Genomic DNA, 12,772 nt, shown 5'->3' with positions numbered 1-12,772 from the left:
CCAACATGGTTAAACGAGTCATCAGCACCGAACTGGGCACCGAACGCCGCTGCACCAAGTGCAACGAGTACTGGCCCGAAGACTCCGAATTCTTCTACAGCAGCAACGGGAAGATCCAGCAGCCCTGCAAAGCCTGTTACTGCGAACTGCCTTCCAGGAAGGCCCGGAAGGCCAACCAGGTGAAAGTGCAACGGATCAAAGTCCCGCTGCACCGTCCCGCCAACATCAGCCTGAGAGCAAACGCATGACTCAGGCGCTCACAGAGGAGGAAAACCCGTGAGCAAAGCAATCCTGTGTGACGGCGACTGGACACTCACGGCCTCTGGCTGGGACTGCACCGGCGCCATCACCCAGGTGGTGTACTCGGTACCCGCCGAGGTCACCGCGGCAACGATAACGGAAGGGATCTTTTACGGATTCTCCGCCACGTTGCCACTCATGGCGGTCGCATGGGGCGGCCGTCAACTTCTGAAAATGCTGAGGTAATGCCATGAAAAAGCAACTGATCGCGCTTTGCGCATTCGCGTTCACCATCGTCGGTGGTCCCGCCGCTGCCGCTGATTGGTCCACCGTCACCGGCGGCCTCGATTTCTCCGGTGAAATCACCGGCGTCATCGCGGTAGTGGGCGTCCTGGCCGGCTTCTACGTCGTCCGCAAGGGTGCCCGTCTCCTGCTGAGCATGATCAAGTAGGAGGTTAACCCGTGGCAGAGCTCTGGGACTGGACATTCTTCATGATGGGGGTCGCGCTGTGCGTCTACTTGTTCAAGGATGTCTGATCCTGGGGCTCTGCCTCCTTTCATCATTTACCCACGCCGGCTTTCCACCACTCCTCGACGGCGCCGTTGTCCACTGGTCCAAAACAGCCAGTAAAAACTGCACCTCCTCTGGTGGCTGTGATCCGTCACCGGGATCAAACATTGCCGAGCAGGCCGCCGATTACCTCCCGGGCTGCCAGGCCCAACACCCGGGCAAGCAATGCGTCATTCAGTCCTATAGTGATCCCAAAGAAGTGCGCTTTGTCAGCGGAGGCGTCACCTATTACGTCTGGCGAGGTGGTGCCCGTGTCGTTGCCCAGGAAACCTCCTGCGCTGCCTTAACCCACGAACCCGACCCCATCACCGGCAACGTCGGTTCCACCAACGAAGACGACTGTTCCTGCGCCACCGGTTGGGTCTCCAGTGGACAAGACCCTGGCGTTGCCCCGTTTGACTGCCAGATCCCCGACCAACAGCCCGAAGAATGCTACGAAAATGGCCAGATCTACGACGCCGAAAACGGCTACTGCGTCCTGGACTGCCCCAACGGCCAACTGAACGGCGTCTGCCTCCAGGACACTGGCGACAACGCCGATGAATGCAACGCCGATTCCCCCGACTACAAGGGCTACATCGGCAACGGGTCCACCAAAACCAACCTTTGCACGTCAAACATGGAGTGCGAAGGCGGTGCCTTCGGTGTGGTCAACGGCACCCCGGCCTGTATCCCCGACGAATACGGCCCACCCACCTGCGAAATTGAATCCGTCCTCGTCCTGGACGAATACGGCTACGTCTGCGGCAAACCCCAGGACGCCCCCGAACCCGGCCAGGAACCGGATGAATGGTGGAAAGACGAAGAACCCAACACCGACACCGACGGAGACGGCGAACCCGACGAATACAACCGGGAAAACGATCCTACCAGTGTCGACAAAGGCCTGGGCAAAATCGCCGACGGGCTTGGTGACACCAACGACAAAATCGACGGCACCAACCAGCGCCTGGATAAAGTGGGCAAGGGCATCGACGCCGTGAACAAGAACCTGAATGAAGGCCTGGGTACCGCCAACCAGACCCTCGGCCAGATCAACGAAAAGCTCGACGGTCCGGAGAGCGGTTACAGCACGGACGGTCTCGGGGATGCGCCCACCTTCCAGGAAAGCACCGAACGCCTGCAAACCAGCATCGCCAATAACCCGACCATCCAGTCGGTCACCACCATCCCGACCATCGCCAGCAACAACACCTGTCCGGTGTGGACCATCCCGTCAACGGACTACTGGTCCGCCATGACCATGGACACTCACTGCCAGATACTCAACGACCATCGCGGCCTGCTGTCCATGCTGTTTATCGCCGTCTGGACCATCGCCGCCGTCTTCGTCTTCCTGAGGGCTTAACCATGATCCAGAAACTGATTAACGCACTCATCGACATCGTGCTGTGGATTCCGCGCCAGCTCTTCGGCCTCCTGGTCGACGCGGTTGAACTGATGCTCACCTGGATACCTGAGATCAACATCGTCGACCTGCAAAACGTCTTCAACGGCCTGGGCGGCCAGCTGCTGTACTTCCTCACCGTCTTCGAATTCGACTACGGCATGACAGCCATGATGACCGCCCTGATTGCCCGCTTCATTCTCAGACGTATTCCGTTCATAGGGTAAGCCATGTCCATCGTCGGATACTCAGGCTTGCCAGGATCGGGAAAGAGTTACGGCGTGGTCGAAAACGTCGTCATCCCCGCCCTGGAAGCCGGAAGACACATCATCACCAACATTCCTCTGAAGCTCGGACGTCTTTCCGACGACTACCCCCAGGGCAAGGTCACGATCTTCGATAACAAAGAGGCCGAGAACGATCACACCTTCTTCGACCTGGAACGCCACCCCGCCGGCGTCATCTGGATCATCGATGAAGCCTGGCGATTCTGGAAAAGCGGCATGAAGGCCACCAACATCCCGCAATGCCAGAAAGAGTTCTTCACCGAACACCGGCACAACGTTGGCCCGGATGGCCGAACCAATGAAATTGTCCTGGTCACCCAGGATCTCGCCCAGCTTTGCGCCTTCGTCCGGGGCCTGGTCGAAGAAACCTATCGGGCGGTGAAATTGACTGCGATCGGCCAGAAGAACAAATACCGGGTGGATGTCTTCATGGGCGCCGCCACTGGCCAGAAGCCTGGCAAACCGATGCGCCAGCTCTACGGCAGCTACAAGCCGGAGATCTACCAGTACTACAAGAGCCATACCCGGAACAAAACCGACTTCGCCGCCGGCATGGAAGAGAAAGCCGATGACCGCGCTAACGTCCTGAAGCATCCGCTGATCAAATACGGCATTCCGCTCGCCGTCCTGATCATGGTCGCCGGCGTCTGGAAAGCGGTCGCCTACTTCAGCCCGGAAGAGCACACAGAAAGCCCATCACCCACAGCCGAACAAACAACACCAGGTAATAACCAGCAGCCCGTCACCGCCACCCAGAGTGCACAGATCGCCCAACAAACCAGAGCGGTCAAAGCCAGCCTGGAGGGCAGGGCACCGCACCAGGTCAAACACGAAATCGAACCCGGCTGGCTGCCCCTCTCCAATAAGTGGCGGATCGTCGGCGAGGTCAACAACGTTTACTGGATCTGGGGCGAAACCGGCACCCGGAAAATCCATTCCAGGAACTGCGCAAAATTCCTCAAGACCGGGGAACCGTTCTGCGTCATTCAAGGGAAGCTCGTCACCTACTACAGCTACCGGGAGCCGGAGAGGACAGAAGAGGACAAACAGTCCCGGTCCTCATACCTGCAAACAGCACTCCCCGAGAAGGAAGGCGACGGCGCGTGAGCGCGAGCGGAGCGACCGCCACGCGCCGCGCAGCGGCTTGGAGACGTCCCTGTAACACGTCTCATAGAAAACGACGGTAGTCGATTTTTAACCACTTAGAACCACAGTGAGCCACAGATGAAAATCAAAGACTTCGAACGACTGGATATAAACACCGGCGAAATCGGAAAAGGAGACCTGTTCATCGGTCCCGAAGGCCAGCAAGTGAACCTCAAAAACGTCAACGTCCTCTGGACCGGCACGGATACCGTAAGACAACTGTTCCAGGGACGCCTGAAACCCGAAATCCTCGCCGAGATTGCCACCGAATATGAATCCGGCTACGACGCGACGATCACCATCAGAAAGATTCCGTTCCGCCTCCAGTCCGGTAGGCGCGGTGGATTCAAGTACATCCTGCAGAACCGTGAATACGGCCTCACGATCCTGCTGCAGAACTTCTACGCCGAAGCCGACACTCTGGGCACACACGTCAAAATCGAAACCTCCCCCAGGTGGCTCTACGAGCGCTCTAGCCAGGAAATTCACGACGAGCTGGCAGAGTGGGGTATGTACTTCCTGAAGAACATCAAACCGGTTGGCATCGCCCTGCATCTAGCTGTGGACTTCCAGGGCTGGGAGCCACCACAGGACTTCGCTCAGCACTTCGTGACCCGGGCAAGAACCATCAGCGTCCACAACGGCATGAGCGACTTCCACTTTCAGGGCCTCGAAGGCTCCACCGTCAACGGCAGAGGCGAAACCTACACCTTCGGCAAGGCCAACAGCCTCCAGGTCTGCCTCTACGACAAATCCAAGGAGGTCGACGTCAGCGACAAGCGCGCCTTCATGGAATCCATCTGGGAATGCGCCAGCAACGAAGACTGCTTCCCGGACACCTGCTATGACCCGGATAAACCCGTCTGGCGCCTGGAAATCCGCTTCCATCACCGGATCGTCAATGAGATCTCTCAGGGCACACCCAACATGAAGCCCATCTACACCTACATGGACGCGGTTCCTCACCTGACCGGCCTCTGGCAGTACGCCCTCCAGAGCAACCGCTATGAGGTCAAACGGGAATGGGTACACCCCATCTGGACCAAGTTAAGAGACGACATCGGCTTTGGCTACAGCGCCCCCGACCTTCTCTACAAACGCGCAAAAAAGGAACCCGGTTGCGGCAACGAAAAGAACGTCTCCCTGGCCTTTGGCAATCTCTTGTCTATTTATGCACGCAACCGTTTTAACCCACGCCAGGCCTGGGACTGCCTCAAGAAATCCGGACTCTGGGAGGATCTGTGCGCCTACTATCGACGACGGGAGATCTATGAAAACGAACTGTTCCAGCTCGTTCAGGATGGACTGATAAAACGACGACTTCTCACGAAGGTGGCCGCATGATTAAAAAGCTACCGTCGGGACGATGGCAGGTCGATATCCAACCAGGTGGAAGAGGGCAGAAGCGCGTCCGGAAATCTTTCGATTCGAAGCCGGAAGCACTGAGATACGAACGTTGGGCGCTCAACAAGCACGAGGCCGGCGAGGACTGGAACCCCAAACAGGACAAGCGAACGCTCCAGGACCTGGTAAAGCTTTGGTATATCCACCACGGCCACGCACTCAAAGACGGCGAATCCAGGAAGAAAAAGCTGGAAGCAACGGTTGAACGCTTGGGAAATCCCAGGGCGACCAGGTTAACGTCTGGAGACTTCGCGGCATATCGCCTGGTTAGAGTCGATTCCGGCATTTCAGAGAACACCCTTAACCATGAGCAGGCTTACCTCACAGCAGTATTTAACGAGCTGATCCGGCAAGGCCACTGGAAAGGGAAGAACCCGCTGGAAAAACTACGCCGCCTGAAGATCGACGAGCCGGAGCTGGCTTTCTTGGACCAGGAACAAATCGCAACGCTCCTCGAGGAGTGCAAAGCCTCATCCAATCCATCCGTCTATCACGTTGCGCGTCTCGCTCTGGCTACTGGCGCTAGGTGGTCCGAAGCTGAGTCGGTTAAGTCCTCTGCATTTACCCCTTATCGGGTGACATACTCCGGAACGAAAAGTGGGAAAAGTCGCTCGGTTCCAATTATGAAGGATCTATACGAGGAGTTGATTGAAGAGTTGCCTTTCCAGTCCTGCTACAGCGCCTTCAGATCTGCTCTGGAGAGAGCTGATATCCAATTACCTAAGGGGCAACTTACACATATCTGTAGGCACACGTTTGCCAGCCACTTCGTCATGAACGGTGGTCACATTCTGACCTTACAGAAGGTTTTGGGTCATTCCGATCTGAAACTCACAATGAGGTACGCACATCTTGCGCCAGAATACTTGTACGAAGTTATTGAGATGGGGCCATTGAAGCGCCCACCTGGATGAGGTGAGCGCCTAACTCTTACGTTCGGTTTCGTTTCGGTCCCCGAACGTTAATCTACATCTTCGTTGATGATAAATCTGATCACTCTAATCGTCGCCTTAAAGACCACGACAATGATCGTTACCAGCTTTCGCCTTGGATCAAAGTGTCTCATAACTTTTCCTTTTGTTTGCCAAGGAAAATTATCAGCGACAACTTTACAGAGGATTAATACGCATTATTTGCGTTTTTTGATCTGATCCTCTATATTGTGTTCACGATCAAATGAAACACATGTTGCCAGCCAAACAATTTGCCTGGAGCTTGTGGGATTAATATAGAGCGCGATACTCCCCACCGAGTGTTGCGCTTTTTTTTGCCTAAAATTATCGCCTAAGAATGAATTATGACGCAGATGTTCGAATCTGTCAATACTATATGACAATAAAGTATAAAAACCTCATCTTTTTCCATTGCGAAACTTGAAGAAATATGAAAGGAAATTTTCTTGCAGTTTTTTCGGGGCGAGCAGATGGAACATAAAAATCATACGTTGACGTTGCGTTGACACATCCGTCACGTGCCTGATTTTAAGGTGAGGTAAGTTATTGAAAAATGGTGGGCCCAGCTGGACTCGAACCAGCGACCAAGGGATTATGAGTCCCCTGCTCTAACCAACTGAGCTATAGGCCCGTTCAGCGAATGCTGTTTTTGAAAGGTGTTTCCTGGGGGGAAACAAAGCGGGCGCCATTATACCGGCGAGGTTTGGCGCCCGCTACTGTATTGGGAAATTATCCCTGATTGCCCTGGTCGTCGATAAAGCCGCGCAGGTGATCGGAGCGTGATGGATGGCGTAGTTTGCGCAGGGCCTTGGCTTCGATCTGACGGATCCGCTCACGGGTAACGTCAAACTGTTTGCCGACTTCTTCCAGGGTGTGGTCGGTGTTCATCTCGATACCAAAGCGCATGCGCAGTACCTTGGACTCTCTCGCAGTGAGCCCGGCCAGTACCATCCGGGTCGACTCACGAAGGCCTTCGGCCGTGGCCGAATCCACCGGGGATAGGGCCTGGATATCTTCAATGAAGTCGCCCAGATGGCTGTCTTCGTCGTCGCCGATCGGGGTCTCCATGGAGATCGGCTCTTTGGCGATCTTCAGTACCTTGCGGATCTTGTCCTCGGGCATTTCCATGCGCTCGCCCAACTCTTCCGGCGTGGGTTCGCGGCCCATCTCCTGCAGCATCTGACGAGAGATCCGGTTGAGCTTGTTGATGGTCTCGATCATGTGCACCGGAATACGGATGGTGCGGGCCTGGTCCGCAATGGAGCGGGTAATGGCCTGACGAATCCACCAGGTGGCGTAGGTGGAGAACTTGTAGCCTCGACGGTACTCGAACTTGTCTACGGCCTTCATCAGGCCGATGTTGCCCTCCTGGATCAGGTCCAGGAACTGCAGGCCGCGGTTGGTGTACTTCTTGGCGATGGAAATAACCAGACGCAGGTTGGCTTCAACCATCTCTTTCTTGGCACGGCGGGCCTTGGCCTCGCCGATAGAGACGCGACGGTTGATTTCCTTGATGTCGGCAACGTCCAGATCTACTTCGGTCTGCACGTTCTGGATGCGCTTCTGCAGGCGAACAATCTCGTCAATACGCTCGGCCATCGGCGCTGCGTAAGGCTTCTTGCTCTTGGCGATTTTCTCCGCCCAGTCCAGGTTGGTCTCGTTGCCCGGGAACGACTTGATGAAGTCCTTGCGGGGCATTTTGCACTCGCGAACACAGATCTGCATGATCGCTCGCTCGTTCTCGCGAACCAGGTCGTTGGTGGAGCGAACCACGTTGACCAGCTCTTCAAACGCCTTGTTGGCAAGCTTGAACGGTGCGAATACCTGGCCAAGCTCGTTCAGAGCTTCCTGAGTTTTCTTGTCGGAACGGCCATGCTTGGCCAGCGCCTTGTTGGCAGCTTCGAGTTTTTCATTGAGCAGCTCGAAACGCAGACGGGTCTCTTCCGGATCCGGACCGTTGTCGGTTTCTTCTTCCGAGTCGTCGTTATCATCGTCCGACGAGGAGTCGGAATCGTCAGAGCTCTCTGCGGCAGTTTCTTCGCCCATGAACGGTTCGGCGTCATCCGGGTCCAGGAAGCCGGTTACGATGTCGCTGATGCGACCTTCGTTTTCCAGAATTCGGTCGTAGGCCTGAATGACAGTGCCCGCGGTACCCGGGAAATGGGCAACGGCGGCCATTACATCGCGAATGCCTTCCTCGATGCGCTTGGCGATGACGATTTCGCCCTCGCGGGTCAGCAGCTCGACGGTCCCCATTTCGCGCATGTACATGCGAACAGGATCCGTGGTACGGCCGGCGTCGGTTTCTACAGCGGCCAGAGCGGCGGCGGCTTCAGCGGCGGCGGCTTCGTCGGCGGTGGAGTCGCCCTCAGTCATCAGCAGGGTATCGGCGTCCGGTGTTTCTTCGCACACCTGGATACCCATGTCGTTGATCATGCGAATGATGTCTTCGACCTGATCCGGATCTGCGATGTCTTCCGGGAGGTGGTCGTTTACCTCGGCGTAAGTCAGGTAACCTTGTTCCTTGCCTCGTGCAATGAGGTCTTTCAAACGTGATTTTTGCGAATTGCCTGACATAGACACCCTGTAAACTCGCTTTTAGAAGGAAAAAAGTTAAACAGCCATTATAGCTGTCGCTTAGTTGCTCTGCCACCAAGGAGCCTAGGCTCAAAGGTTAGATGGTGATCAGTGCATCAAGTTTCAAGTGCTGCTAGTCCCCGGTGCCACCGCTCAGGGCTCTCAGCTCCTGTCGCTCCTCGGTAGTGAGGTTGGACAGATTTCTCAATAGTGTGGCAAGCCGCTGCTGGCGGGATGCCTCTTCGTTCGGACTCAGAAGCTCACGGGCGGCGGCCAGTGTGCTCTCCCGCGCCGGAATATGCTCGATCCCGTCAAACAGGTGGTAAAAGCGCTCACGAGCGCCCGTATCCAGTGCCAGCGTACGCACCAGGGTTTTCCGATCCCGGATGTCGTTTGCCAGAATCCACTCGGCAAAATTCCGGGCCTGATTGAATTGCCGGGAGCCGCGGGCCAGTTCGGTCACCTCGGTGGCCAGGTCCGGTGCTTCCAGCAGGGCAAGGCACAGAATGCTGTCCTTGCTTAGCTTCACATCAATCCGGTCTTCGGAAACCCGATCCCGTCGCTCCCCGTTCCAGCGTCCTTTCTGTCCCTGCTGGCGGTTCTGCCACTGGTTCCGGCCACCGCAAAGGCGGAGCATTTCGTGCCACATGGCATCCCGAAGGGTGCTTCGGGGCATCTTGTTGAGCAGAGGTTCAACCCTGGCTCGCAGTTCGCCCCGGTGCTCCGGCAGTTGCAGGTCCAATCCTTCGCTCTGCCGGTCGAACAGGTACCGTGACAGAGGCGTTGCCGCTTCGATGCGCTTCTGGAACGCCTCCGACCCCTCCTTGCGCACGAGGGTGTCCGGGTCCTCGCCCTGGGGCAGCATCAGGAACTGGAGATGAAGGCCATCGGCCATCAGTTCCAGTGCGTTCTCCATGGCCCGGTCCGCGGCCCGGAAGCCGGCCTGGTCGCCATCGAAACAGAACACGATGTGTCTTACCTGTTTCAACAGCGCTGTAAGACTGTCCTGGTTCGTTGCCGTGCCCAGCGTCGCCACCGCATAGTGAATGCCGTGCTGGGCAAGGGCGATCACATCCATGTAGCCTTCAACCACGAGCAGCTTGTCGAGCTGTCGGATTGCCTGCTTGGCCTCGAAGAGCCCGTAAATCTCGCGGCTCTTGTGAAACACATCCGACTCGGGGGAGTTGATGTATTTCGCCTTGTCGTCTCCGAGGGTGCGCCCGCCGAAGGCAACGGTTCTGCCACGGCTGTTGCGAATCGGGAACATCACCCGGTTGCGGAACAGATCCCTGGGTTTGCCGTACTTGTCGGAAACCGTGCCGGTTTCAATCAGCGGGCCTTGCAGGTCCTTGCTGGCAACATCAAACAGTGCCGTGCCGGTAGAAGGCGCGTAGCCTACCTGGTATTGCTCAATGATGGCGTTGTCCAGGCCCCGCTGCTGCAGATAGTCCCGGGCATAAGCGCCTTGCTGGCCCTTGAGTGCCGACTGATAGAAACGGCTGGCGAAGTCCAGTGCATCCGTCAGCGTTCGTGCCTGCTGGATTTCCTGCTTCGCGGCCCGGTCGTAGGGCACTTCGAGACCAACCCGTTTGGCCAGTTCTTCGACCGCCTCGGTAAAACCAAGGCCTTCAAACTCCCTGACAAAACTGATTGCATCGCCATGGGCACCGCACCCGAAACAATGATAAAAACCTTTGTCCGGCCGGACATTGAACGAGGGTGTTTTCTCGTCGTGGAACGGGCAGCAAGCTTTGTAGTTGGCGCCGGCCTTCTTGAGCGTAATGCGTGAACCGATCAGTTCCGCCAGATCGATACGATCGAGCAGGTTTTCAACAAATTGTTGAGGGATCAGTCCGCTCATGGGGGCTCCACATCAGGCCGTCATCGGAGTTGGCCAATAGCCAAAAATGCCGCCGAAGCCAGGCCTCGGCGGCATTTTTGAGTCGCTCTGTGCAGCCTGCGGCTGTACAGGCAATCAGTGCTTTGCAGTCAAGCGGCGTCAGATAAAACTTAGTACAGACGCTCGAACTTGCGCTGTTCCCGCTGAAGCTTCTTGAGATGACGCTTAACGGCAGCGGCTGCTTTGCGCTTACGAACAGCGGTCGGCTTCTCGTAGTGCTCACGACGACGTACTTCAGAAAGTACACCCGCTTTTTCGCAGGAACGCTTGAAGCGACGCAATGCTACGTCAAACGGTTCATTCTCTTTCACTTTAACAGCTGGCATTCGAAAATCACCTACCTGATAGATTCGGTTTCAATTTTGTCCGTCTGGCGTAGCCAGACCGGTTCTCGATCCCTGGTCAGATTGGCTAAAACTCGACCAGTGCATATTTTAGGGCGGCAATGATAGCGCCTGCCTTATGGCAAGGTCAATGTTTGTTCGATGAATCTGCCAGTGGGTTTCGGGTTTCTGCTAAAATGCGCGTCGTTTTCATTTCTGCCAACCAATGTGGCCTGAGATTATGCTGATTCTAGGTATTGAAACCTCTTGCGATGAAACCGGCGTAGCGCTGTATGACACCGAAGCGGGCCTGCTGGGGCACGCCCTGTTCAGCCAGATCGACATGCATGCCGATTACGGTGGCGTCGTGCCTGAGCTGGCGTCCCGGGATCACGTTCGCAAGCTCCTTCCCCTGTGTGATCAGGTGCTTTCAGATGCCGGAAAACGTCGGGCCGATATAGAGGGGATTGCCTACACTGCGGGCCCCGGATTGGTGGGCGCCCTGATGGTGGGTGGTTCCGTGGCCCATGCGCTGGGTTTTGCCCTGGGGATTCCTGTGTTGGGCGTGCACCACATGGAAGGGCACCTGCTGGCGCCCATGCTGGAAGACAATCCACCTGCCTTTCCGTTTGTGGCACTGCTTGTCTCGGGCGGTCATACCCAACTGGTAAGGGTTGATGGCATTGGCGAGTACGAGATGCTGGGTGAATCGGTGGACGATGCCGCCGGTGAGGCTTTTGACAAGACAGCAAAGATGCTCGGTCTGGACTATCCGGGTGGCCCCCGGGTGGCGGCGCTGGCGGAAAACGGTACCGAAGGTCGTTATCGGTTCCCGAGGCCAATGACCGACCGGCCCGGGCTGGATTTCAGTTTCAGCGGCCTGAAAACCTTCACTCTCAATACCGTCAATGCTGCCCGCGAGGCAGGTGGACTGGATGACCAGACCCGCGCCGATATCGCCCTGGCCTTCGAAGCCGCCGTGGTCGATACACTTACCATCAAGTGCCGTCGGGCTCTGGAGCAGACAGGCTGCAAGCGACTGGTCATTGCCGGGGGGGTCAGCGCCAATAAACGCCTGCGTGCGGGCCTGGAGAAGATGACGGGCAAGCTCAACGCCCATGTGTTCTACGCCCGCCCGGAATTCTGCACCGATAACGGTGCGATGATTGCCTACGCCGGGGCTCAGCGTATGAAGGCCGGCCAACAGGATGGTGAACGCATTGTGGCGGTGCCCCGATGGCCCATGAACACGCTGCCGCCGATTAACGAACCCCGCTCCACCGGATTGGTGGACTGATCGTTAAAGCCCGGCTTCCCGTCCCTGGGCCAGTCGGATCAGGTTGTTGCGGTGGCGAACGACGATAAGCAGCGCGAGCAGGCCGAACAGGGGCAGGGTTTCCGGTTCGAGGAGGGCGCTGATCAGCGGGCCGCTGACAATCGCCACCAGGGAAGCGAGGGCTGAAATGCGCCAGCGCCAGATCACCAGCATCCAGATAGCGGCCATCATCAGCGTTGTGACCGGTGCCAGAGCAAGGCCGGCCCCGAGAGCGGTTGCGACCCCTTTTCCTCCCTTGAATCGATAGAAGATCGGAATCATATGGCCGGTGACGGCACACAGGGCAACGACGGCCTGAACCATCACCGAAAGGCCAGCGGCATGGGCCAGCCATACGGGCAACCAGCCCTTGGCCGCATCCAGCGCAAGCGTCAGCAGGGCTGGCGGCCAACCGCCGGTGCGGTAGACGTTCGTTGCGCCGGGGTTGCCAGAGCCCTGGGCTCGCGGGTCTGGCAGCTTCCAGAGTTGGCAAACAGGCAGGGCAAACAGCACCGAGCCCGCCACATAAGCGGCGGCGCAAAGCAAAACCGTTAACACCGGGTCACTGGGAAGCATGCTGTGGGCTCGGAAGCAAAGACGTATATGACCAATATGTGCGAAAATGCCCGCCCTGAAAACGCGGGCCAGCCTGTTCACAGTATCCTCTGG

At 57.0% G+C, this 12,772-nt stretch carries 13 protein-coding genes and 1 tRNA gene; 9 read left to right on the top strand and 5 right to left on the bottom strand.

Features of this window, described 5'->3' with window-relative positions; translation table 11 throughout:
- Window positions 1-5 precede the first annotated feature (5 nt).
- The 8 genes from CFT65_RS18235 (at window position 6) to CFT65_RS18200 (ending at window position 5,949) form a co-directional block, all read left to right on the top strand.
- Window positions 6-248 carry a hypothetical protein gene (locus CFT65_RS18235; RefSeq protein ID WP_088829431.1) on the top strand — a complete coding sequence of 81 codons (243 nt, stop codon included), beginning with the start codon at window positions 6-8 and terminating at the stop codon, window positions 246-248.
- 28 nt (window positions 249-276) lie between these two features.
- Complete coding sequence (locus CFT65_RS18230; RefSeq protein ID WP_088829430.1) at window positions 277-486, top strand: hypothetical protein; 210 nt, start codon at window positions 277-279, stop codon at window positions 484-486.
- A 4-nt stretch (window positions 487-490) separates the two neighbouring features.
- Window positions 491-691 (top strand): hypothetical protein, encoded by a 201-nt coding sequence (locus tag CFT65_RS18225; protein ID WP_088829429.1) that lies wholly within the window; start codon window positions 491-493, stop codon window positions 689-691.
- A gap of 58 nt (window positions 692-749) precedes the next feature.
- Window positions 750-2,159, top strand: a complete 1,410-nt coding sequence (locus CFT65_RS18220; protein ID WP_088829428.1) for a DUF948 domain-containing protein — start codon at window positions 750-752, stop codon at window positions 2,157-2,159.
- Window positions 2,160-2,161: 2 nt separating this feature from the next.
- On the top strand, window positions 2,162-2,425 hold the full coding sequence (locus tag CFT65_RS18215; protein WP_088829427.1) for a DUF2523 family protein: 264 nt from the start codon (window positions 2,162-2,164) through the stop codon (window positions 2,423-2,425).
- Between the two features lie 3 nt (window positions 2,426-2,428).
- A complete protein-coding gene (locus CFT65_RS18210; RefSeq protein ID WP_088829426.1) occupies window positions 2,429-3,592 on the top strand; it encodes a zonular occludens toxin domain-containing protein in 1,164 nt (387 codons plus the stop codon).
- A gap of 117 nt (window positions 3,593-3,709) precedes the next feature.
- Window positions 3,710-4,975, top strand: coding sequence for a hypothetical protein (locus tag CFT65_RS18205; protein ID WP_088829425.1), 1,266 nt, complete (start codon window positions 3,710-3,712; stop codon window positions 4,973-4,975).
- The gene (locus CFT65_RS18200; RefSeq protein WP_088829424.1) at window positions 4,972-5,949 is read left to right on the top strand and encodes a tyrosine-type recombinase/integrase; all 978 of its coding nucleotides are present in this window, start codon (window positions 4,972-4,974) and stop codon (window positions 5,947-5,949) included. The genes CFT65_RS18205 and CFT65_RS18200 overlap by 4 nt, the downstream gene beginning before the upstream one ends.
- 593 nt (window positions 5,950-6,542) lie before the next feature.
- On the opposite strand, the gene CFT65_RS18195 is transcribed toward CFT65_RS18200, so the two are convergent.
- The 4 genes from CFT65_RS18195 to rpsU form a co-directional block, all read right to left on the bottom strand.
- Window positions 6,543-6,619, bottom strand: a tRNA-Ile gene (locus tag CFT65_RS18195).
- A 98-nt stretch (window positions 6,620-6,717) separates the two neighbouring features.
- On the bottom strand, window positions 6,718-8,565 hold the full coding sequence (gene rpoD, locus CFT65_RS18190) for an RNA polymerase sigma factor RpoD (protein WP_088829423.1): 1,848 nt from the start codon (window positions 8,563-8,565) through the stop codon (window positions 6,718-6,720).
- A gap of 133 nt (window positions 8,566-8,698) precedes the next feature.
- Window positions 8,699-10,426 carry a DNA primase gene (gene dnaG / locus CFT65_RS18185; protein ID WP_088829422.1) on the bottom strand — a complete coding sequence of 576 codons (1,728 nt, stop codon included), beginning with the start codon at window positions 10,424-10,426 and terminating at the stop codon, window positions 8,699-8,701.
- A gap of 149 nt (window positions 10,427-10,575) precedes the next feature.
- Complete coding sequence (gene rpsU / locus CFT65_RS18180; RefSeq protein WP_007153483.1) at window positions 10,576-10,791, bottom strand: 30S ribosomal protein S21; 216 nt, start codon at window positions 10,789-10,791, stop codon at window positions 10,576-10,578.
- A 238-nt stretch (window positions 10,792-11,029) separates the two neighbouring features.
- Between rpsU and tsaD the strand changes: the two genes are divergently transcribed.
- The gene (tsaD, locus tag CFT65_RS18175) at window positions 11,030-12,085 is read left to right on the top strand and encodes a tRNA (adenosine(37)-N6)-threonylcarbamoyltransferase complex transferase subunit TsaD (RefSeq protein WP_088829421.1); all 1,056 of its coding nucleotides are present in this window, start codon (window positions 11,030-11,032) and stop codon (window positions 12,083-12,085) included.
- A 3-nt stretch (window positions 12,086-12,088) separates the two neighbouring features.
- On the opposite strand, the gene plsY is transcribed toward tsaD, so the two are convergent.
- On the bottom strand, window positions 12,089-12,679 hold the full coding sequence (plsY, locus tag CFT65_RS18170) for a glycerol-3-phosphate 1-O-acyltransferase PlsY (RefSeq protein WP_088829618.1): 591 nt from the start codon (window positions 12,677-12,679) through the stop codon (window positions 12,089-12,091).
- Between the last annotated feature and the right edge of the window lie 93 nt (window positions 12,680-12,772).

The sequence above is a fragment of the Marinobacter sp. es.048 genome (genome assembly GCF_900188435.1).
In the GTDB taxonomy this organism is placed as follows: domain Bacteria; phylum Pseudomonadota; class Gammaproteobacteria; order Pseudomonadales; family Oleiphilaceae; genus Marinobacter.
This window is presented reverse-complemented; position numbering and strand designations above follow the sequence as displayed.